This is a genomic window from Levilactobacillus angrenensis (assembly GCF_003946085.1).
Lineage (GTDB): Bacteria > Bacillota > Bacilli > Lactobacillales > Lactobacillaceae > Levilactobacillus > Levilactobacillus angrenensis.
The window spans coordinates 55,422-76,833 of sequence record NZ_RHOB01000012.1; the positions used below are offsets into that span (position 1 = coordinate 55,422).

General features: G+C 47.6%; 17 protein-coding genes. 14 read left to right on the forward strand and 3 right to left on the reverse strand.

Annotated elements, in window-relative coordinates; translation table 11 throughout:
* Positions 1–113 precede the first annotated feature (113 nt).
* The 5 genes from EKM83_RS08560 (at position 114) to EKM83_RS08580 (ending at position 6,795) form a co-directional block, all read left to right on the forward strand.
* The gene (locus EKM83_RS08560; RefSeq protein ID WP_125576453.1) at positions 114–1,004 is read left to right on the forward strand and encodes a LysR family transcriptional regulator; all 891 of its coding nucleotides are present in this window, start codon (positions 114–116) and stop codon (positions 1,002–1,004) included.
* Between the two features lie 214 nt (positions 1,005–1,218).
* A complete protein-coding gene (locus EKM83_RS08565) occupies positions 1,219–2,418 on the forward strand; it encodes an MFS transporter (protein WP_125576455.1) in 1,200 nt (399 codons plus the stop codon).
* Positions 2,419–3,300: 882 nt separating this feature from the next.
* Positions 3,301–4,161 carry an AraC family transcriptional regulator gene (locus tag EKM83_RS08570; RefSeq protein ID WP_125576457.1) on the forward strand — a complete coding sequence of 287 codons (861 nt, stop codon included), beginning with the start codon at positions 3,301–3,303 and terminating at the stop codon, positions 4,159–4,161.
* A gap of 132 nt (positions 4,162–4,293) precedes the next feature.
* Positions 4,294–5,925: an ABC-F family ATP-binding cassette domain-containing protein gene (locus EKM83_RS08575; protein ID WP_125576459.1), complete on the forward strand. Its 1,632-nt coding sequence runs from the start codon at positions 4,294–4,296 to the stop codon at positions 5,923–5,925.
* A gap of 588 nt (positions 5,926–6,513) precedes the next feature.
* Positions 6,514–6,795: a type II toxin-antitoxin system RelB/DinJ family antitoxin gene (locus tag EKM83_RS08580; RefSeq protein ID WP_164505632.1), complete on the forward strand. Its 282-nt coding sequence runs from the start codon at positions 6,514–6,516 to the stop codon at positions 6,793–6,795.
* Positions 6,796–6,866: 71 nt separating this feature from the next.
* On the opposite strand, the gene EKM83_RS08585 is transcribed toward EKM83_RS08580, so the two are convergent.
* Together EKM83_RS08585 and EKM83_RS08590 are read right to left on the reverse strand one after the other, a co-directional pair.
* Positions 6,867–7,799, reverse strand: a complete 933-nt coding sequence (locus tag EKM83_RS08585) for a DMT family transporter (RefSeq protein ID WP_125576463.1) — start codon at positions 7,797–7,799, stop codon at positions 6,867–6,869.
* A gap of 80 nt (positions 7,800–7,879) precedes the next feature.
* Positions 7,880–8,821, reverse strand: a complete 942-nt coding sequence (locus EKM83_RS08590; RefSeq protein ID WP_125576465.1) for a nucleoside hydrolase — start codon at positions 8,819–8,821, stop codon at positions 7,880–7,882.
* 415 nt (positions 8,822–9,236) lie between these two features.
* Between EKM83_RS08590 and EKM83_RS08595 the strand changes: the two genes are divergently transcribed.
* From EKM83_RS08595 to EKM83_RS08620, 6 genes are all read left to right on the forward strand, one after another.
* Complete coding sequence (locus EKM83_RS08595; protein WP_125576467.1) at positions 9,237–10,022, forward strand: alpha/beta fold hydrolase; 786 nt, start codon at positions 9,237–9,239, stop codon at positions 10,020–10,022.
* Positions 10,023–10,168: 146 nt separating this feature from the next.
* Positions 10,169–10,375, forward strand: coding sequence for a hypothetical protein (locus EKM83_RS08600; protein WP_125576469.1), 207 nt, complete (start codon positions 10,169–10,171; stop codon positions 10,373–10,375).
* 94 nt (positions 10,376–10,469) lie between these two features.
* Positions 10,470–11,591: a helix-turn-helix domain-containing protein gene (locus EKM83_RS08605; RefSeq protein WP_125576471.1), complete on the forward strand. Its 1,122-nt coding sequence runs from the start codon at positions 10,470–10,472 to the stop codon at positions 11,589–11,591.
* Between the two features lie 135 nt (positions 11,592–11,726).
* Positions 11,727–12,968: an MFS transporter gene (locus tag EKM83_RS08610; RefSeq protein WP_125576473.1), complete on the forward strand. Its 1,242-nt coding sequence runs from the start codon at positions 11,727–11,729 to the stop codon at positions 12,966–12,968.
* Between the two features lie 29 nt (positions 12,969–12,997).
* Complete coding sequence (locus EKM83_RS08615) at positions 12,998–14,254, forward strand: MFS transporter (protein ID WP_125576474.1); 1,257 nt, start codon at positions 12,998–13,000, stop codon at positions 14,252–14,254.
* 17 nt (positions 14,255–14,271) lie between these two features.
* Entirely contained in the window at positions 14,272–16,917 is a 2,646-nt protein-coding gene (locus EKM83_RS08620; protein ID WP_125576476.1) for a glycoside hydrolase family 78 protein, read from the forward strand.
* 60 nt (positions 16,918–16,977) lie between these two features.
* Here the strand turns inward: EKM83_RS08620 and EKM83_RS08625 are convergent, their stop codons facing one another.
* Entirely contained in the window at positions 16,978–18,702 is a 1,725-nt protein-coding gene (locus EKM83_RS08625) for an aryl-sulfate sulfotransferase (RefSeq protein ID WP_125576478.1), read from the reverse strand.
* Between the two features lie 507 nt (positions 18,703–19,209).
* Here EKM83_RS08625 and EKM83_RS08630 point away from each other — a divergent pair.
* From EKM83_RS08630 to EKM83_RS08640, 3 genes are all read left to right on the forward strand, one after another.
* Entirely contained in the window at positions 19,210–19,947 is a 738-nt protein-coding gene (locus tag EKM83_RS08630; protein WP_125576480.1) for a DUF975 family protein, read from the forward strand.
* 195 nt (positions 19,948–20,142) lie between these two features.
* A complete protein-coding gene (locus EKM83_RS08635) occupies positions 20,143–20,514 on the forward strand; it encodes a GntR family transcriptional regulator (RefSeq protein ID WP_125576482.1) in 372 nt (123 codons plus the stop codon).
* Complete coding sequence (locus tag EKM83_RS08640) at positions 20,511–21,404, forward strand: ATP-binding cassette domain-containing protein (RefSeq protein WP_125576484.1); 894 nt, start codon at positions 20,511–20,513, stop codon at positions 21,402–21,404. The genes EKM83_RS08635 and EKM83_RS08640 overlap by 4 nt, the downstream gene beginning before the upstream one ends.
* Positions 21,405–21,412 lie beyond the last annotated feature (8 nt).

Sequence of the window (21,412 nt, forward strand, 5' to 3'; positions counted from 1 at the left end):
GAATCTCCTCCTCAATCTTTCTCAAGCAAGCTCTAGTTTACTGGAAAACGATTATAAGTTAAAATTGGGATATTTAATAACACTATAAAATCAGCTTATAAGGAGTGCCCACTATGCTGGATAATCGCTATCAAACGCTGTTGGTCCTGACGCAGACCAAGTCGTATACCCAAACGGCTCGGCAATTATTTATCACCCAACCGGCCGTCACGCAACAGATCAAGAGTCTAGAAGCCGACTTGCAAATTGAATTGGTCCACTATCAACGACCCCATTTGACCATTACGCCGGCCGGGCAGGAATTGGCGGCCTTCGTGCAGCGCGTCCAAGTCCAGGCCAACCGGGTGGTCATGGGCCTACAACACCCGCAGGCGCAGCGTCAGTTGACCTTTAGCACGACCTTATCGCTGAGTGAATTTTTGGCGCCCCAGTTGATTCGGACCTTGCAAACGCAGGGGGACTACCGCACGTTGACCTGCCAGGTGACCAATACGCAAGCGGCACTGGCGGCCATTGATGAGGGGACCAGTGACTTTGCACTGATTGAAGGCAACTTTGACAAGACTCAGTATGACTACCAAATCGTGCGGGAGGAACCCTTCGTGGGCGTGGTCGCTGCCGATAATCCGCTGGCACAAAAAGCACAAGTGAGTTGGGCAGACCTGACCGATACGCCGCTGTTGGTGCGGGAAGCCGGGTCGGGGAGTCGCGAGATTTTAGTCAGCCTGGCGCAGGCCGCCAACGTCACCTTGCGTGAGTTCCGGCAAATCGTCACCGTCAATAATCCCGCCGCTATTCGGCAATTGTTGTTGCAGGGGGCAGGCATCAGTTTTCTCTACCGCTCCGTGGTGGCCACGGAACTGGCGAACGGTCAGTTAAAAGTGCTGCCGCTACCGGCGGGTCATTTGCACCATGATTTGGACTTGGTTTATGCACACGACAGCTTCTTTGCGGCCGACTATCAGCGGTGGGCGCGGGAATTGCAGGCGAACGAAACGGTCTAGGTCGACAGGTCAACTGGGCGGACGAAAAAATTTTTTCGCCTTGGTAAAGCTGATGTCCGGGCAAGTGGCATCGTTTTCCCAAGGGGCGCCCGACAGAAATATAAAAATAATGGTTGCGGGGCTCAACATCTGAGCGTAAGATTAGACAACTAATATAAAATATTGGTACTATTATAATATTGTTGAAAAAATCTCAGAGAAGGGGTGAGCCATCGTGACGACAAAAACGAAACGGGCCATTTTTATTTTAATCTTTAGTGAATTCTTAGTGTGTTTAGGAATTAGTTTGATCATCCCGGTCATGCCATTCTTAAAGACGCAACTGCATTTATCCGCAACCGATATGGGTGTGATGAACGCGCTGTTTGCGTTTGCCCAGTTCGTGGCCTCGCCCCTGATCGGGCGGCTGTCCGATAAGATTGGGCGGAAACCGGTATTGACCGCCGGATTACTCTTGTTCATGGTGTCCGAAGCCTTATTTGCGTTGACCAACTATCTGTGGGTCTTCGACATCTCCCGGTTGATTGGGGGCTTGTCTGCCGCCATGGTCGTGCCAACTGCCATGGCTTTGGCTTCAGATATCACGACCAAACGGCAACGGGCGAAGGTCATCGGCTGGCTGTCCGCGGCCTTCAGTGGGGGGCTCATCTTGGGCCCAGGTATCGGTGGTATTCTGGCCGGTATCAGTTACAAGACACCATTTTGGGTAGCAGCCACGCTGGGGTTAGTCAGTGCCATCGTCTTGATTAGTCTATTGCCTAACGACGTGGAAACCAATCGCGTGGTCGAAACGCCAGCCGCCGATGCCCAACCGTCTGCGCATCCCATGACGCGGGCCTTTTGGACGGTACCCATCATCATTTTATTTACCATGATTCTGGTCTCTTCCTTTGGTCTGCAAGGATTTGAGAGTATCTACAGTATCTACGTCAACGAAGTCTTTAACTTTAGTTTAAGCAACATCGCGGTTGTCTTGACGCTGAACGGGCTGATTTCACTGTTCTTACAGGTCGCTATGTTTGATACCTTAGTTAGCAAATTTGGTGAACGCCGCGTCATCCGCTTGTGTTTCTTCCTAGCTGCGGCCTGCACGATTTGGATCACGCAAGCCCACACCAAGATTGAAGTCATGGTGGCCACGCTGGTCATCTTCTCGGCGTTCGACTTACTGCGGCCAGCGATTACCACGTTGCTGACCAAGGCCAGTGAGTCCGACCAAGGGTTGATCAACGGGCTGAACATGTCGCTGACTAGTGTCGGTAACATCGTGGGGCCAATCATGTCGGGGATGTTGCTGGACTGGAACACTCACTCACCATACTTGGTTGTGTCCGGGTTTCTGATTGTTTCTTACCTGATGGCCTTCATGCTCAAACGTCCAGAAAGCTTACGGTCCAATCAGTCGACGGACTAAATCGTTTGCTGACATGGTCGGGGCTGGCCGCCTACCGTTCGCTAGAGATGAGTTGGAACGCGGTGGGCGGACGGGGTGAGCCAAAGTACGGTCTCACCGCCTCGCTTTGAGCCGAAGGGCGTGTCTCAAAGACGCCAGTTTTCTAACCAGCAAGCTGCTAAGAAAACTCCCACGGCTGAACTCATCTCTAGCGAACTCTCGGCTACGATAAGGGGTGCCAGCAACGATTGTCGTAGCCGCGGTCGGCATTTGATGCCAGTCGTTCGTAATTTAACTTAAGGTAAGGTCATGATTGCTTGAGACGGTCATGGCCTTTTTCAGACTTTACGCTTGGGTGTATTGGCATGGGCTATTGGCGAACGGTAAGGCGGCCGACTCCCACAAATCGAGAACAGAAAAAAGAACCGCGTCCCCCCAGACGTGGTTCTTTTGTTTCCCCCAAAGACTCCGATGGCCATTTACCTATCCTGCAGCTGAACTGGCGCAGCACTCCCCCCGAAGGATACGCTGTTCAGCTAACACGTTGGAAGTGTCAAGGGTCCGTGCGTTGCCCCCACAACGCCGGAACTTTGCGGTCTGGTTTTCAATAGGGAATGATTTGGTTACGGCCCAAATCATTCGTGGTCGGGCAACGGTGAGGCACTCCCCTAAGCGACCCACCCGAGACGTTGGGATGACGCAAATCAGGACCAACGACTTTTATTGCCTAACCGATGTTACAAGTACATTATATCGGGGACAACCTGAATCGATAATCCCATAATCTGATGATTGGATTACTAAATTTAACCTTATTTGCGGCGGACGTGGTATGCTAATGATTGAAGAGTGAGTCAGAATTGGTCTATCTATGTTGAAGCGGGCAGAATGGGGGTATTCAATATGCCGCGGCCGTATCATGAACGTTTGAATTTTACCATGAAATTACCATTGCGCGTGATTTCTCATGGAACCTGTGGACCGAAGATGGTCTTGCCACATTGGCACCAAGCTATCGAATTGGCCTATGCCTATAAAGGGCGACCAGGGACCGTCCACATTGGCGCATCGACTTATGAGATGCAAGAAGAACACCTTTACGTGGTGAACTCTGAAGTCGTGCATAGCTATGAAACTTTTTTGGATGAAACCAATCAAATCATTACGCTTCTGTTGCCACAGGCCTGGTTATTCCAGGTCGTGGCGGCGAAGCAGTTGCCGTTTTGGGGACCGTTGGATCTGGATTTGCGGACAGACCCGTATCGCGAATTGGCGCGCTCGGTCCACACCTTGGCGACTAACGCCTTGACCGAACCGGAAGAGCGGGCGGATTACCTGGCGAGTCTGGGCGCCGAATACCAGTTGGTCGGCGAATTACTGAAACATTTGACTGTCAATGGCCGGGTCAACAGCGACCAATTGCCGTTGCCGCAGCCGCTGCGGCAGGCCGTCACGGAGATTCAAGAAAATTACGGGCAGGCCGTGTCCATTTCTGAAATGGCCGAACGACTGAACTATTCCAGCGTTTATTTTTCCCGGTATTTCAAGGAATACATGGGCATTTCACCCAAGGCTTACCTGGGGCAGATTCGCTTGGAACGGGCGACACAGCTACTGATGACGTCCAAGGAGTCGATTCAAGGCATCGCGATGAAGACGGGCTTTCGGACTGAGAAGAATTTTTTTGTCACCTTCAAGCGCCATTACCAGATGACCCCCAAGACTTATCGGGAGAAATATGCTGCCGAACAGTCTTGGTCGTAGCGTAACCGTTGCTTGTCCAGGTGTTTTATGGTAAACTACCCTAACATGTCATAACGAATATAAGTTGAAACCAACGTCGCCGTTACCCTGACACGTTGGTTTTTTACGCGAAAATCACAGGAGGTATCGTTCATGTTAACCGTCAATAATGTCAGTATGCAGTTCTCCGACCGGAAGCTCTACGACGAAGTTAATCTCAAGTTCACCCCAGGAAACTGCTACGGGGTCATTGGCGCTAACGGCGCTGGGAAGTCCACGTTCTTAAAAATCATTGAGGGCAAACTCAAGCCGACCAGTGGGACCGTTTCTTTGGGGCCCAACGAGCGGATGTCAAGTTTGAACCAGGACCACTTTGCCTTTGAAGACAATTTGGTGATGGACACGGTCATCCGGGGCCACAAGAAGCTTTACGATATCATGACTGAAAAGAACGCCATTTACATGAAGCCAGACTTCAGCGACGCAGATGGGATTCGGGCCGCTGAACTGGAAGGCGAATTTGGTGAAATGGGCGGCTGGGAAGCCGAAGCAGAAGCGTCACAAATGTTGCAGGCGCTAGGCATCGACGAGTCACTTCACCAAGTGCCAATGAGTGAGCTGACAGAACCGCAAAAGGTGAAGGTCCTCTTGGGCCAAGCCTTGTTCGGTCATCCCGACGTTTTACTGTTGGACGAACCGACCAACGGGTTGGACGTGCAATCCATCAGTTGGCTGGAAAACTTTCTGGCGGATTACGAAAACACCGTCATCGTGGTTTCCCATGACCGGCATTTCTTGAACCAGGTCTGCACGCACATGTGTGACGTGGACTTTGGGAAAATCACGCTGTTCGTTGGGAACTACGACTTCTGGATGGAATCCAGTGAATTGGCGGCCCAATTGAAGGCCAACGCCAATGCGAAGAAGGCCGACCAAATCAAGCAGCTGCAGGAGTTCGTGGCGCGATTCAGTGCCAACGCGTCGAAGTCCAAGCAAGCCACTTCCCGGAAGAAGCAGTTGGAAAAGATCACGTTGGACGACATCAAGCCGTCTTCCCGGAAGTACCCATTCATCAAGTTCAATCCGGAACGGGAACTGGGTAATGACCTGGTCCGGCTCGAACACGTCACGAAGGCCATTGATGGCGTAACGATTTTAGACGACGTCAGCTTGACGTTGCGTCCCGGCGAAAAGGTGGCGTTCATCAGCCGTAACGACTTGACGACCACCACCTTGATGCAAATCGTTGCTGGCGAACTGGCACCCGATAGTGGTAACGTGGTCTGGGGGCAAACGACCAGCACGACCTACCTGCCGAAGAACGTCAACGATTATTTTGCCGAGAACCAAATGACCGTGATCGACTGGTTGCGGCAATTTGCCTCCAAAGAAGAAAGTGACAACACGTTCTTGCGAGGCTTCTTAGGGAAGATGCTCTTCTCCGGCGACGACGTGAACCGTGAAGTTGACGTGATGTCCGGGGGCGAAAAGGTCCGGGCCATGCTGTCCAAAATGATGTTGAGCAAGGCCAACGTGCTGTTACTTGACGATCCAACGAACCATTTGGACTTGGAATCCATCACCGCGTTGAACGACAGTCTGGTTGGGTTCAGTGGCAGTATTCTGTTCACATCCCATGACCACGAGTTCATCCAAACGATTGCCAACCGGATCATCGAAGTCAGTCCTAAGGGGATTGTCGATCGCGCCGATACCACTTACGACGAGTTCTTGGGCCACGAACAGGTACAAGCACAAGTGGCTAAGTTGTATGACGCTGAATAATGAAATGTTTTGGGCGGTGTCTCACCGCAATGACCAGTTGGGTCGTTGTGGTGGGGCACCGCTTTTTTTGGTTCGCCTGGGGCTGGATGGTGGAGATTGTCCGCCTACAGCGGCACGCGCAAGTCAATGTCTGCGGCTGCCAGGGGGATGCCTGCTATGGACGATTTTTTTCATCTAAAGTGGTTCCTGCAACTGTCTATGTATGACTAAATGAGTAAGCAAATTGGCTAGCCAGACATTACCGTAGCCGAGAGCGGCGCGTCAGATGCGTTCAGCCGTGGGATTCTCCTTAGCGGCGGAGTCGGTTAGGAGAATGGCGTCTTTGAGACGTGTTCTTCGGCTCAAAGCGAGTGCCGAGACCGCTTCTCAGGCTCGGTGCGTCCGCCCACAGCGAACCGACGCATCTGACGCGCCGCGGTAAGGCGAACACCAGAGACAACGTTAACGCCCAAGCCATTTTCAGGGCGAAACGTTGAGCGAATTAATGGCGCGCACCCCTAAAACGATAATGGTTGTCTGACCCTATAAGTGCATGTTAAGTTGGGGTTGTAGCAGATAGTCTAGGATGAATGATGAGGAGGATGAATGATGACCAAGGTAGATAATGGCCCACAATCAGGGCATTTAGAACTCGATTTAGACCCACAACTGATGCAAGAAGTGACGCAGGTGTACCAAAAATACGGGATGAGTGTCACCACCGCGATTCACTTGTTTTTACAACAATCGGTGAGTGATCAGGATTTGCCGTTCGATGTCGAATTGAGCCCCGAACAATTCCGCGCCGAAATTGCCCGCGAAAAGGCCGCGGGAGATTCCCAATCATTGGCGGCTGTTGAAGCCTTATGGCCGGATTGCCCTGACCGCTGAGCGTCAAAACGGGTCCGCCGCATTGGCCAATTCGCCAGTGCACGGACCCGTTTTTAAGTGAAAAATGAAAGTTAAAATAGCCGAATCAAGACGACCCCGCCAATCAGGACCAGCAACCCAAGTAATTGGACGGCGACCACCGGCTTACGTTTCGCTCCCAGCAGACCGAATTGATCGACCAATAAGCCACCGGTAATCTGTCCCAGCAGAGCGAAGACAACGGTCTGGCCGGTACCAATGATGGGGGCCAGGTAGGCGTTACCCAGCACGAAGAGGCCACCCATGGCCCCGCCAAGCCAAATCCACCAGGGCTTACCGCGGCCAACTGCGCGCTTGATTTCTCGGAAACTGCGCTGGACGACGAGGACGATGAAAAACAGGCAAATGGTCCCAATCAAAAAGGAAATGAACGCGGCATGTAGCGGCGAATCGAGGACGCGGCCCAAGCGGCCGTTGATAGTGGTTTGCGTGGCTCCTAATGCGCCGGTCACGATGCCCAGCAGTCGCCAGGGCCAGGGATTGCCCGCGTTTGTCACGGCTGTTGATTGATGATTAAGTAGGTCTGGTAGTGCCACGGTGATGATGATACCGGTCAGTGCCAGGAGTAGGCCGAAAATCCGAACGGCCGTTAGAGGTTGAGGGGTCGCGTGGAACCAGCCAAAATTATCAATGATGGCGCCCATCGTCACCTGCCCCAGGATCGGCATGATGGCCGTCTGCACCCCGCCAATATGGGGGAATAGCAGAATGTTGGTCGTCAGAAAAATCACCCCGAGGAGGCCACCGAGCCAGATCCACCACGGCTGTTGCGTCAAGATGCTGTGGGTGATGCCAAAGGACTCGCGTTGCGCCAGCATGACTACGGCCAAGAAAATCGTACCGATGGTGAATGAGACAAATGAGGCTTGATAAGGCGAGCCGATAAAGCCGCGAAGTCGTGAATTGACGGCGGTTTGTAGGGATAGAATGATACCGATAACGATACCAATGGTGATGGGCAGCATGGGGGTTCCTCCTCAAAATGGATTGGTTATCGTGAGCGCCAAAAAAGAGGGCGCCCACGAAGGTTCCTTCTAAGTATAGCTTATTTGTCGGCTAAAATCGCTAGTTCGTCGATGCGGCGGAAGAACCCATCGTGATCGACCGTGGTGACCAATGTGATGGGCCGGCCAGTCGGCGTTTCAAAGGTCCGGCCGCGACCGGGACCCGTGGTCAAGACGTCGCTAGTGACCTGCTTGGTCGTGACGATGGCGGGCGTTTCACTGGCGACCGTGGTCAGCACGTCCCAGAGAAAGTACGTCGAGTTGGTTTCAAAATGTTGGAGTGCGGGAACTAACGCGTACCCCTGACCGATGAAATCAATGGCGGGATGTTGGCGTTGTGTTGCCCAGTGTTGACGAACGGCAGGGGTCAGTGGGACCTGCCGTGTGCTTTCCAGGCCAACCATTTGGATATCCAAGTCGCTGTCCCAAACAGTTTTGACGGCTTCCGGGTCCCAAAAGGCGTTCCATTCGGTCGTCCCATCCTGTTCGGGTTCGGCAACGTTGCCGCGACCGTCAAAGGTGCCGCCCATCCAGTAAAGCTTGTCGATCTTAGTAGCGATGCTGGGGTCGATGGTCAATGCGCGGGCCAAATCGGTCAAGGGGCCAGTCATGACCAAAGTCGTTGTCCCGGCCGTCTGGTTCACCTTGTCGATGAGGTCCAGGTGCGCTGGTTTGTCAGCAACGGGTGTCGTGATGGTGCCGGCCTCGTTGAGAATCGGCAAGGCGTCTAAGCTAAAGGCATCCAACCGCCATTCTTTGGGGAAGGGATGCACGCCGCGCGAATCAGAGGCGGCAACATCGAGTTGAGCGCCGTGACCAAAGCGGTCGATGATTTTGCGACTAGCAGCCAGGGCTGGTTCCAAATAGGAATCCGCCCCGACCACCCCGACACCAGTCAATTGGACATCGGGCATTTGGAGCAGTAATAGTAAGGAAACTAAGTCATCGACACTACCGTCGTGGTTAAAATACACATTACGCATGAATATCTCTCCTCTTCTTGCCGAACATTAATTAAAACTCATTCTTCAATAGTTCATATCTTACCGAACTGATTAGGAAAATGCAAGTGGCATGAGAGATTATTTTGGCTGAGATGACTAAGGGGGTTGTTAGGTGTGAGGTGAAAATGGTTGTGATTGAAATTGTTGTTAAACCAACGAATTGGCCGTATGACAATTAGTTGGTGTCGCTTATTAAAAAACGAATAAAATACATAAATAATATAATTCAGACAAGTAGCTAAAAATCGTCGAACCTGTAAAACACGAACTTTAAACCGTTTTACCTGATTTGCCAATGCACAGCTAGTTACGCCACACTGACAGCAACCAGCTATTGACGCCTTGGCCCCAGCCGTCGTAAGCTTAGATTAACTTAGCGAGAGGGGCGGCAACTATGAATTTTAAAACCAATGATGGCGTAAATATCGTCTATGATGATCAGGGGAGTGGAACTCCCATCGTGATTCTGACGGGCATTGGCGGAAGTCGCAAAATCTGGTCGGCCCAAGTGCCTGTGCTACTGGCAAAAGGGTACCGCGTCGTTAACATTGATGCCCGCAATCAAGGGGCGTCTGACCAGACCGTTCAGGGGCGACGCATTTCGCGGCACGCGATGGATGTCGCAGAATTGTTGGCGGCACTTGATTTGAAACAGGTCATTTTACTGGGGAATTCCCTGGGGGCGGCGACGATGTTTGCTTACCTGTCCTTGTGCGGTGAGGCGCGCGTGAAAGCCGTCATTGACGTGGATCAGAGTCCGAAAATGGTGGCGGATGCTGGCTGGCCCTACGGCTTTAAGCAGCTGACCTGGGAGAACTTCCCGGACCTGTTGGGAGAACCGATGGGCAAGTCCACTGCCGGGCGCATTGATGATGGCGTCTATGCCCAAGTCCATGCAGAAAAGCAGCTACACCCTTATGATGCGGCGCTCAACTACCCGTTGATGGTCGACCATGCCGCCCAAGATTGGCGCGATGTCCTGATGCACTTGCGGGCGCCGCTGTTAATCGTGGCGGGCGAGCAGTCGCCTTTCTTCAATCCCCAATTTGCGGCGACCGCTGCCCAGTTAGCACACCACGGCACGGCCAAAATCATCCCAAACGCCGGGCACATTGTGATGGCGGAACAGCCGGCGCAATTTAACCAGGTGTTGCTGGAGTTTTTGGGGACGCTGGACTAATTTAAATTGACTAAAGACCGCACTGGCTTTCGGCTGGCGCGGTCTTTTCAGTTACGCTCAGCCACTTTAGCCAGAATTAAGAAATCCCACGTATACTGAAAAACAAGTTAACAACCAATCAGTTAACAGAAAGGATGAGTGTGAGGATGAAACCAGTTCGCCAGGGGCCGAAGCGTTGGCTCGCTCTCCTAACCGCCGGCATCCTGCTGTTCGTCGGTGGCGGGGGGACTGGCTACATGCTTGGTCAGCAACAGGCCAAGTCCGCGCAAACCACGCAACTGAAAAACGCACCTAAGGGAAAACGCCCAGCCGGTGCCCCGAGTGGCATGCCGAGTCAGAGCAGTAGCAATTAAAAATTTATGATGAACAATTGGCATTTGATAAAAATAATGCCAATTGTTTTTTGACATTCAACGGTTATACTTTGTTCATAAGGGGGATACGTTTATGAACAGAAAATGTATCGAAAAGAAATTATTCAGTTTTGAAAAAGTAGAACTTTCGTATAGAAAGTTATTTTGGGCTTGCCCTTATGATGATTTCCCGCCAGTGTCGAGTTGGAGACAGTTTGTTGGTGAATATAAGAAGCGGATTGGGGAAGATGCTAGTGTAAGAATTCCGAATACGCCCCCCTCTGATATTCAGCCAAGATTTTTCGAAAGCCAGTTTTTTTCTGATGATGCTATTCAAAGTCAGGGTAAACAATTTGTTAACCATAAACAGTTAATTTATCCACCACATTTAAATACTGAATTGGTAGTCTTTAAACATCTCCGCTTTTTACCAATAATGATGCATACTTTAGAATTCGTAAAAGTCTCATATGTTTTTAAGGGTAGCTGCTGCTTATTTTTAAAGGGTCAAAAAATTGCCTTACATCAAGGAGATTTAATTATCGTTGCTCCTGATATTGAACAAGCCTTTTTCTGTTGTGATGATAATGATATTGTTTTGAACATAATCATGAGGCGTTCCACTTTCCAAGAAGCATTTTCTCCGCTCTTAATGGAGCAAAATGATTTATCGGAATTTTTCCTTCAAATGCTGTATCAGAAAAGATTTTCACAGATAATCCGGTTTAATACCGGAAATGATGACGAAATAAAAGAAATTATTTTGAAACTTTATGAAGAGTCTCAAAGATCCTTAGATGGTTCTCGTATCATTATGAATAGTTACGTTCTACTTTTATTTGGAAGACTAATACGCTATTATGCTCATCGAGTCTCTATTTTGATAGGAAATCAAAAAAAGCAGACTGTTTCAAATATTATATTGTTTATTAAAAATAATCAAACGACAGTCACGTTACAAATGGTTTCAGATCATTTTCATCTTAGTTTAGGTTATTTGAGTCGATTCATAAAAAGTGAAACAGGAATGTCTTTTTCAGACTTATTAAGAGAATTAAAGATGAACGCAGCTGTGGAATTGCTAACTAAATCAAATCTCAGTATTGAAGAAATCGTCACTCGTGTAGGCTATATAGATATCAGTAATTTCTATCGAAATTTTAAAAAAATGTATCACGAAACTCCTTCGGGTTACCGAAAAAAAGCTACCCGGTAAAAGGCTGTCCATTTACGGACAGTCTTTTTAATTATAGTCATATAAAACCAATAACTTGAAACATTGTTGTTATTGAATAATCAGTACATACTAACAACGTAAGCGCTTACGTTGTTTGCGAGGAGGTAGAAATGTATGGCATCTCAGACCAAGTCAGAATGGCTCTTGACTATAAATGCCAGTATTGCTTCGTATTTAGATGCTAGTTTATTGGTGAGTACAGGTATTGTCTTAGCACCATGGAAAATATACTTTGGATTGAATGCGTGGTGGATTGGATTAATTAGCACTATGGTGACAATATCCGTTGCAATGGGTTCTTTAGTTGGTGGATATTTATCTGATAGATTTGGGAGAATTAAAGTATTTAATTTAGATATACTCTTTGTTGCTTTTGGAACGGCTATCGTATCTATGGCAACCGACGTAACTTTTTTATTGATAGGACTTTTTATTGCAGGGATGGCTTCAGGAGCTGACTTACCTACTTCACTGGCTGTTATTTCTGAGAGAACAAGTTCAGAAAGGTATGGGAAAGTAATTGCTTCGACTGAACTGTTCTGGTTAGCCGGTATTGTTTTATCTCAAGGGATAGGTTTCCTGACATCAAGTTTGGGGTACGGTAGTTCTAGAATAATGTTTGGTTGGCTTGCCCTAGTTGCGTTGATTACTTGGGGGATAAGAGTTTTTTCGCCGAGATTCCGTGAAATGGAGAAGAATATGATAGTTCAAACGGCGGAACAATCAAAAGAAGAGAAAACTGAAACATCACTGAAAGAAATTTTAAAGCAACCGAAGTACCTGTTTTCAATCTTGGGACTAACTTTCTTTTACTTATTCTGGAATTTACCAGCAAATACATGGGGGTCATTTGTCAATTACTTTTTAGTCACAATAGATCATCAATCGCAAGAATTTTCAACGTTGATTGCATTTGTTGCAAATATTCTTGGAGCAATAATACTTTATGGAGTTTATATGAAATTAGCTGATACAAAGTATAGATACGCCATGATGCGAGTGGGATTATTGTTATGTGTGGTATCTTTCATCGTTGCGGCAGCGTTTGGTGGAACGTGGATGATCTTCACAATATCATATATCGTCTATTGTATGGCAAACATGCTACATGGAGAGCCATTATATAAGATATGGAGTCAATCACTTTATCCAACTGATGTACGAGCGACGGTAACTGGAATTACATATGCGATAGTGCGAGCTATTACAGCCGTTTTCTCTTTTATAACACCAGTAATTATGGGATATTCTCCTCAGCTGTTGATTTGGATTTTAGTAGGATCGCTAGTTCTCTGCTGGATATCTGCAGAGTGCGTTCTTATGTCGATTAAACATTATGAACTTGATAATAATTAAATTTTCTGAATAAATAGGAGTTGAAAATTATGGAAACTAAGAGTGTTAGTTACTATCGACCGTTAGCTACTGCTGCTGGTATTGGATCCATGCTTGGATCTGGAATTATTGTTGGTTTAGCAGCTACGATTTCAGTTTGGCAAAGTGGATTGGGATTGACGAACAGTCAAGTTGGGATTATTTCTGGTGCATTAACATTTGCAATTGCTTTTGGATCGTTATTTTGTGGTAAAGTTGCAGACAAAATTGGCCTCGTAAAGCTATTCAATTGGATTAACTTAGTTTATGCAATTGGAGCCGCAGTTTGTGTATTTTCAAATAGTTATAGCATGTTTTTAATTGGGATTATTATTACAGGAGTTGCTTCTGGGGCTGACTTACCAATTTCCTTAACCGTCGTTTCGCATGATTCCCCAGATAAAAAAACTTCAGCTAAGTTAGTGTCATCTACGCAAATTTTTTGGCAAGCAGGGATTTTTATTTCATATATTTGTTCATTCATTGTCTCGAGAATGACAGGTGCCATGGGAGCACGAATTGTTTTTGGAATTCTTACGGCGTTTGCAATTGTAGCATGGTTATGGCGGACGTTATCAAAAAAGTTTCACCAGTTGCATGTGGAAGGAGACAGAAACTATCGAACCGAAGAAGAGAGTCCTAATACAACAGAATCAGTTGTAAAAACATTATTCAGTGGTAAGGACAAGAAAAAATTTTTAAGCTTCTTTATTGCTATTGTAGTTTTTTATGTTGGTTGGAACCTGTTGGCGAATACGTGGGGGCAGTTTCAAACTTTCATGATGGTTAAAGCAGATGCTTCGCAGAGTTTAGCAACTGGTGCTGGGGTTGTATTGAATATCGTTGCTTTTGTTGTTAGTATTTTGTTTTCTTCAGTTGCTGGTAGTAAGTATAGAAATACGGGATTTGTAATTGGATCATTAATAATGTTTGTTGCGATGGTTGGCATGACTATTGCTGGTGCAAATCTATGGGCAATTATTGCCGCAATCGCATTCTATAACTTGGGTAGTCCAATGGCTGGCGAGGCATTGTATAAAGTTTGGACTCAAGAATCATTTCCAATCGAGGTGCGGTCCTCAATTCAAGGGATTATCAATGGTTTTTCGAGAATTTGCTGTGCATTATTTGCTTTTGTAACACCAGCGTTGGTTTTACCTGGCGTTATTCAAAAAACAATGTGGTGTTTTGCAGGAATTGTACTGATTAGTTTTATTGCGGGTGTGATTATGATTCGATTGCAGCATAAATATGGCACAATTGACTGATCGTGGGGATGATAAAATTGAAAAATAGAATTACAGCAGAGATTTATGACTTACATGTGGAACATTATTCTGGTGATGTTATTGGTATTGCAACAAGTACCCCAAGGTTGTCTTGGAAATACACTGATGCGTTAAAGTCAACAAACAAAGTAGAAATAAAAGTTATCCGGAGCATGTTTGGTAAAGTAACTGAAGAGAAGACGTTTATTGTTAATCCCAAGAACCATCTTTTACTTGCTTGGCCAGATACGCCTTTGGCTTCAAGAGAGCACGTAATTTGCTCAGTGAGAGTAATTGATGATGAAGAGAAGGGGAAATGGGCATCTAACTTAGAATTCGAGGTTGGAATTTTAGACTATTTTGAGTTGCAAGCACAATTTATTGGATCAAGTAAATTAACTGGGGAAACTGACCATAGACGTCTGCCTTTGGTTAGGTCCAAGTTTGAAATAGAGCAACAACCGGTCTATGCGCGGTTATATTTGTCTGCTTTAGGGCTAGTTGAAGGAGAAATCAATGGTAAAAAGTTTACGGATAATATCTTAACTCCCGGATGGACTGATTATAATCATCGAGTTACATACTGGAGCTTTGATGTTCAAAGTGAATTGAGAGCTGGAAAAAATGTTTTGGGATTTTGGATTGGAGATGGCTGGTATCGTGGCCGTTTAGGGTTTAAAGGAGGAAAGTCCAACTTTTATGGCAATAAGATTGGTGTATTTGCCCAACTTGAATTGGGTTTTGCATCTGGGGAAAGAAAGGCTTTTTACTCAAATTCTTATGATGGCCAATGGAAAGTTATCGATGGACCTATTCTGGAATCTAACTTATATGAGGGTGAAACGTACGATTCTCGAGAAGAAATATTTGGTTGGTCTAGTGCTGATTTAGATGATTCTAATTGGCAACCGGTAGCCGAAATTCCATATAATAAGAAGAAGATGGAAATAGCAAGCTTAGAACCAATTAAAGCAAGAGAAGTTCATCATCCAATTTCAATAACGAAACTAGGTGAGAAGCATGGAAAAAGTAATTGGTTGATTGATTTTGGTCAGAACTGTACACAACGTGTGAAATTACATGTTAAACATGCGGAGAAAAATGATGTCATTTCATTACAACATGCGGAAGTTTTAGAAAAAGATGGAAGCATTAGTACACGTCCATTACGAAGAGGATATCAATTAGATAAATTTATTTCAAACGGAAATGATGAACTATTTGAAGCAAAGTTTTCTATCCATGGATTTCGCTACGTGGAATTACGAGGATGGCGAGGGGATCTAACGAGTCAAGATTTGGATACGACAGTTTATTATTCTGCGATGAAACGGACTGGCTATTTTGGTAGTTCAGATAGTACAGTTAATAAATTGCACGATAATATACTTTGGTCGATGAGATCAAATTTCGTTTCGATTCCTACTGATTGTCCACAAAGGGACGAACGTTTGGGCTGGACGGGGGATATTTCCCTATTTAGTAAAACTGCTTCGTATCTGTATGATACTACTAATTTTTTAATGAATTGGCTAAAGGATGTTTCGTATGAACAGAGTGAATTAGGAACTGTACCATTTTATACACCTTATGTTCCACTGGCAGAATGGTCAACACCACAAGCAATAGCAATTTGGGGAGATGCAGTTGTGCGGGTACCATGGACTTTGTACATGGCTAGTGGGGATAAGCAAGTGTTGTGTAAGAATTATGAAATGATTAAGAGGTGGATTGAAGAAGTTAGGGGATACTTATCCCCGGATGGAGTGTGGGACAGACGTCCTCGGTACTCGTTAGGACAATTAGGTGATTGGTTAGACCCCTCAGCACCAGCTAACAATCCAGTTCAGGCTATGACAGAGAAAGAACTCGTAGCGACAGCGTTCTATGCAAGAAGTTGTCAAATTGCAATGAGATCAGCAGTTATTTTGGAGAGAGATAATGATACTGATAGGTATCGGAAATTGTACAAACATGTTGTTCGCGGATTCATTAACCGATTTCTTAAGAAAACCGGTGAGATGACTTCAGATACGCAATGTGCATATACATTAGCCATTTCCTTAGGATTGTTAGATAAAGAGCCAGCGATGAAAGAAGAGGCTGGAATTCGATTGGCAAATTTAGTTAAAGAGTCGAATGGAAAAATCAGTACAGGTTTTGCAGGAACACCGTATATTCTTTCGGCTTTAACGGAGACAAATCATTTGCAGGTTGCTTACGATTTGTTCATGTCAGATAAATGTCCAAGTTGGCTTTATCAAGTAAAAATGGGAGGAACTACAACATGGGAACGCTGGGATTCCATGTTACCTGATGGAAGTGTTAATCCTGGTGATATGACTTCTTTTAATCATTATTCGCTGGGGGCAGTAGCAAACTGGATGCATGAGATTATTGGTGGCCTAAGACAAATTGATGCGGGATGGAGAAAGTTTAGAATCGAACCACAACCTGGTGGTGGTATAAGCTCTGCTAGTGCAGTACACGAGACTCCCTTTGGTACTGCGAAAGTTAGTTGGACTAAAGAGAATGATAAGTTAACTGTTAAATTTACAGTTCCATACGGAAGTGAGGCGGAATTAGTTATACCTGGATATGATATGCATTCGTTTTTTGGTGGGAAATATGATATGAACTTCTCCTTGAAGCCCACCCATTAAAATGTAAATAAAAATGGACGACCCCGTTAATTGAGGTTGTCCATTTTTTAAAGCCGGCGATTATTTCATAGCGGGCTTGATTTCGTTTAGCTTAACCGTGCCACTCCCGGGATACAGCGCCATGCGTTGGGCACGGTAGCTCCAATCGCCGTGCTTGAAGTGGGTGCGGTCGACGTCAAAGACGATTTGATTGGTCTTGCGGTTGACCTCGACGAACTCACTTCGTTTCCCGTTGCTGGCGTAACCGAAGCCAATCAACGTATTGTGGCGACCGACGGCATAACTGCTACCGACGATATTGGTGAAGTTGCGTTGACCTAAGGATTTCCCGAAGCTCCACGTCTTGGTGACCGTGTACTTCAGCTGGTCGATGGAGACGATTTCTCCGGCCGACCACTTCTTGGATTGCTTGGTCTTCCCCCGCGTCACGGGAACGTTGTTGTCGTAGAATTCCAGGGCAATCGACTCGCCCTTGTTCTTGCGCTTGTGAATGATGTTGACGGCGTGCTGGCCGCCATTGTAGCGGTAATGCTTGGTCGTGGGTTGTAACAGGTAAGCTTGATAGCGTTGCGGCAATTTCTCGGGCGCGGCTAAGATCCACTGCAACTTGGTCGTCTTATAGTTGATGGCAAAAATCATATCTTGGTTTCGGCCCGACACAATCAGTTCGTCGCGTTGCGGGTCGTAGACCATCGAGTTTTGATGGAACCAATCGATCTTGCCGTCCGCGCGGTGGGTGCCATCGTACTTGGTATAAGCCGATTTCGGCAAAATCCGCTTGAGGTCAATGACCTTGACGATTTTGGCTGTCTTGTAGTCAATCTCAATCATGGTGTCTTCGACGTACTTGCTACTGCCGTCATCGACCGTCAACAGCAGATTGCGGTTAGGTAGTTGGATGGCATCGTGGTGAATGACCGTATTGGTTTCTAACTTGCTGTGGTCTTGGCGGGTGGGAAATTGGCCTTCGAAATTGTACTGGCGGTAAACGCGGCCGTAAAAGTCGGTCTCCCGCAGCGCGTTGTATTTATGCTCGCTGGCCGAAATCTTGGTCAAAATCAACAGGTGGTTGTTCGCCAGGCGTTTGAATACGTGAGAAATCGGGTTGGTGCTGTACCAACGAACCTTGCCGCGGGCGTCCAGACCGTACGTGGTCCCTTGACTGGAGACGGCAAACGTCAGCCAGTTATTGCCCTTACCCAGAGCCATTTTCTTTGGATGGCTAGTCTTGAGCGTGTTCTTACCGATGCCGTGGGGCGCCTTGCCCGTCTTCAAGGTGTAGGTAGCGTAGCTCTGGTGACCATTTTTCTGGGTAAACGTCAGCGTCACCCGATTGGTCCGGTTGGCGTACAGGCCCAGGACACCGACGGAATGGGCCGTGCGGTAGCCGGCAACGTGTTTGGTCAACGTAGTCTTGGGCGTATCGCCGTGAACGGTCAGCTTGACCTTGGTGGCCGCGGACGTCTTGACCAGAATCAACCCGGACAGCGGGGAGGTCTTGTAGGGATTGACGATGACCTTGGCGTGGGTGATACCAGGCTTGACGTGGCGCAAGTCCTCGCGGTAAGTCGCGTTAAGCTTATTGGTGGCCGTCGTGTTCTTGGTTGACACGGCCGGCCGCAAATTGAGCTTGATTTGGTTGGTCGACAAAATATTTTTCTTTGAATAATGTTGATGGACCAACAAAAGCCGCCGGACGTTGTGCCGTTCATGGTAGGCAGTTGCGCCGCCACCAATCACCAGCACCACGAGCGCGCCCAGCGTAATCTTCCAAAATTTTTTCATGATATGTAATAACTCCTCAAATATTTTCCGTGTTAATCACGAATGAATGCTCTTGCCATTTTAGCAATTATTTTATAAAAATTCAACCGGACCCCCGATGTGGCGGCATTTTTGGTTGGCCGCTTCCCGTTCGCAGTTGAAATTAGTTACTGAAGATTGAAAGTAAAATCAACGCGTTACTTCTCGCAACGACAGTCTGCTATCCACTAAAATTGGTGAAACCAGGAGTCTGCGTCAGCCAGGGTTCCACCTACTATGGGGAACACCTCCAGCCTGAGGAGCGGGCTTCCGGTTCGCTTGAGAGCCTGACAAAGTTCGCCAGACTCTCAAGTCGTCCCACGGTGCAGGCTTCTGGTACAGTCAACTGGGTGAAGCGCTGTACTTTAGGGGAGGCAATCGTTTACATGAAGTAAGTTGTGCACGTCCCTATCGTCATGGTCTGAAATCTTGTATACTATTATTATCAAGATGAGATGGGCACTGCGGCCTGTCGGGAGGAGAATCTCATTGGACAAACAAGATCGACTAAATTTTAAATTAGGGGCAAAACAACAAGTCTCTGGCAATTTTAAATTCTATTTACTCTTATCAATTCTATGGATGGCCATGCAGTGGATCGGCGGTAGCATGTACGCCCGTGACATGAATTGGGCCGAACGGGTCCTGAGCGACGGCAGTGCCACGATTGGCTGGAACGGGTTTTTCTCATTTGCGGGACTGTTCTTCTTAGTGGCCAGCATGCTGCGGATGGGGGTTCGCTTGACCATGATCGACCTGGACCGGGGTAAGATTGAGGCCAACAACCCGATTCAACGGTCATTTGCGCTGTTCGACAAGGGCCAATATTTCTTAGGCTGGATCTTCATCAGTATTCTCACGGGAATCTTCGTGGCACTGTGGTCATTGCTGTTCGTTTTCCCTGGCATCATCAAGGCCTACGCTTATTCGCAAGCCTTCTTCATCTACCGCGATGCGTACGACCGTGGCGAAAAAATGACGGCGCTCCAAGCCATCACGGCGTCGCGAAAATTAATGGACGGCAACAAATCGTTTTTGTTCATCATGGACCTGAGCTTCATCCTCTGGTTCATGCTGGTGGCCATGACGTTCAACATTGCCGGGCTGTTCGTGGATCCGTACTACGACCTCACCCGGGCCAAGTTCTACAACCAATTGGTCGTGCGGCAACAAGACGTTCCGGGTGGCTCGCAGTTTACGGCGACCGACCATGATTCTGAAAATTAATCGTCATCACTAAAAGACTTGCCGCGGGGCAGGTCTTTTTTTGCTGAGCGCTAAGTTTGACGGGTGGTCGCTTCGTGGCTGGGACATCCCGTCTGCTAACTAGGAGGTAGACTAAAAAAAGCTTGCCAAATCGAGTGTACTAGGTATAATAGTACACACAGGACACGTAGCCAACCACCAAGGGGTGAACCAAACATGCAAATGAATGACTCCAGTCTGCCATACTACGAGCAGCTGGTTTGGCGGGTCAAGCAACAGATTGTCCAGGGCATTTTAAAGCCGGGCGACCGGTTGCCGTCGGTCCGCGATATGGCGCGACAAGAACAGCTGAACCCCAATACGGTCAGTAAGGCATATAAACAATTGGAAACGCAACAGGTCATCACCACCGTTCACGGCAAGGGCACGTACGTCCGCGAAACCGCAACGGCGCCGGGCGATTCAGCTCAGGTGGTCGCCAGCAAGAAGCAACTTCTCACGTTACTCACCGAGATTCGCTATCTGGGCGTGCCGTTAGATGAGGTCGTGAGTTGGATCAAACAGGCATATGAGGGGGTAGAACAGTGACCTTACAGGTAAACAACTTAAGTAAGCAAATCGATAAACGCCAAATTATTTCCGACATTACCTTTAACTGGGCGCCGGGCGAAATTATCGGCTTGGTCGGTCGGAACGGTGTCGGTAAGACCACGCTGTTTCGGACCATGGTCAATCATTACGTGGCCGACGCCGGTCAAGTGCTGGTGGATGATCAGCCGATTCAGCGGACGCCCACGCGACAACGGGATATTTTCTTTTTAGATACGCAATACAATTTTTTAAGCAATTATAGTTTGAAGGAACTACCAGATTTCTACAGCGTGGTGTATCCCAACTTCGATCGGCAACGCTACAACGAGTTGCTACGGCATTTTGAATTGAACGCCGGCGACCAATATCGGCGGCTATCCAAAGGGATGCGGGCGATGGTCAACATCATTTTGGCGCTGACGTCTAACGCAACGTATTTAATTTTAGACGAACCCTTTGATGGGCTGGATGTGATCGTGCGCGAAAATATCGCGACCATGGTGATCGATGAGGTGGCCGACCAGCGCAAGGGCTTCTTGATTTCCTCGCATGACTTGAATGAGCTGGACGGCTTGAGTGACCGGGTACTCTTGCTCAAGGACAGCCAGTTGGCCCACGATTACAATCTGGAAGACATCCGGGCGACGGCCAAGAAGATTCAGTTGGTCTTGCCAGACAAGACGATTCCGGCCGTGCTCAAGGAACACAGTCATCTGATTCGCGTGTCCGGCCGGGTGTTGGTGGTCGTCATCACGAATTACACCGCCGACATCGACCAGCAGTTACGGGCCTTACATCCCGTCTTGTTGGAAGAATTACCGTTGACACTCGAAGACCTGTTCCGGGCGAACTTGGCCCACGACACAGGCTATCAATTACTCAAGTAGGGGGCAGA

Excerpts from the sequence above, each read along its gene's own strand:
- EKM83_RS08560 (WP_125576453.1), top strand. The coding sequence starts at position 114 with ATGCTGGATAATCGCTATCAAACGCTGTTGGTCCTGACGCAGACCAAG.
- EKM83_RS08570 (WP_125576457.1), top strand. The coding sequence starts at position 3,301 with ATGCCGCGGCCGTATCATGAACGTTTGAATTTTACCATGAAATTACCA.
- EKM83_RS08575 (WP_125576459.1), top strand. The coding sequence starts at position 4,294 with ATGTTAACCGTCAATAATGTCAGTATGCAGTTCTCCGACCGGAAGCTC.
- EKM83_RS08580 (WP_164505632.1), top strand. The coding sequence starts at position 6,514 with ATGACCAAGGTAGATAATGGCCCACAATCAGGGCATTTAGAACTCGAT.
- EKM83_RS08585 (WP_125576463.1), bottom strand. The coding sequence starts at position 7,799 with ATGCTGCCCATCACCATTGGTATCGTTATCGGTATCATTCTATCCCTA.
- EKM83_RS08590 (WP_125576465.1), bottom strand. The coding sequence starts at position 8,821 with ATGCGTAATGTGTATTTTAACCACGACGGTAGTGTCGATGACTTAGTT.
- EKM83_RS08595 (WP_125576467.1), top strand. The coding sequence starts at position 9,237 with ATGAATTTTAAAACCAATGATGGCGTAAATATCGTCTATGATGATCAG.
- EKM83_RS08600 (WP_125576469.1), top strand. The coding sequence starts at position 10,169 with ATGAAACCAGTTCGCCAGGGGCCGAAGCGTTGGCTCGCTCTCCTAACC.
- EKM83_RS08605 (WP_125576471.1), top strand. The coding sequence starts at position 10,470 with ATGAACAGAAAATGTATCGAAAAGAAATTATTCAGTTTTGAAAAAGTA.
- EKM83_RS08610 (WP_125576473.1), top strand. The coding sequence starts at position 11,727 with ATGGCATCTCAGACCAAGTCAGAATGGCTCTTGACTATAAATGCCAGT.
- EKM83_RS08615 (WP_125576474.1), top strand. The coding sequence starts at position 12,998 with ATGGAAACTAAGAGTGTTAGTTACTATCGACCGTTAGCTACTGCTGCT.
- EKM83_RS08625 (WP_125576478.1), bottom strand. The coding sequence starts at position 18,702 with ATGAAAAAATTTTGGAAGATTACGCTGGGCGCGCTCGTGGTGCTGGTG.
- EKM83_RS08635 (WP_125576482.1), top strand. The coding sequence starts at position 20,143 with ATGCAAATGAATGACTCCAGTCTGCCATACTACGAGCAGCTGGTTTGG.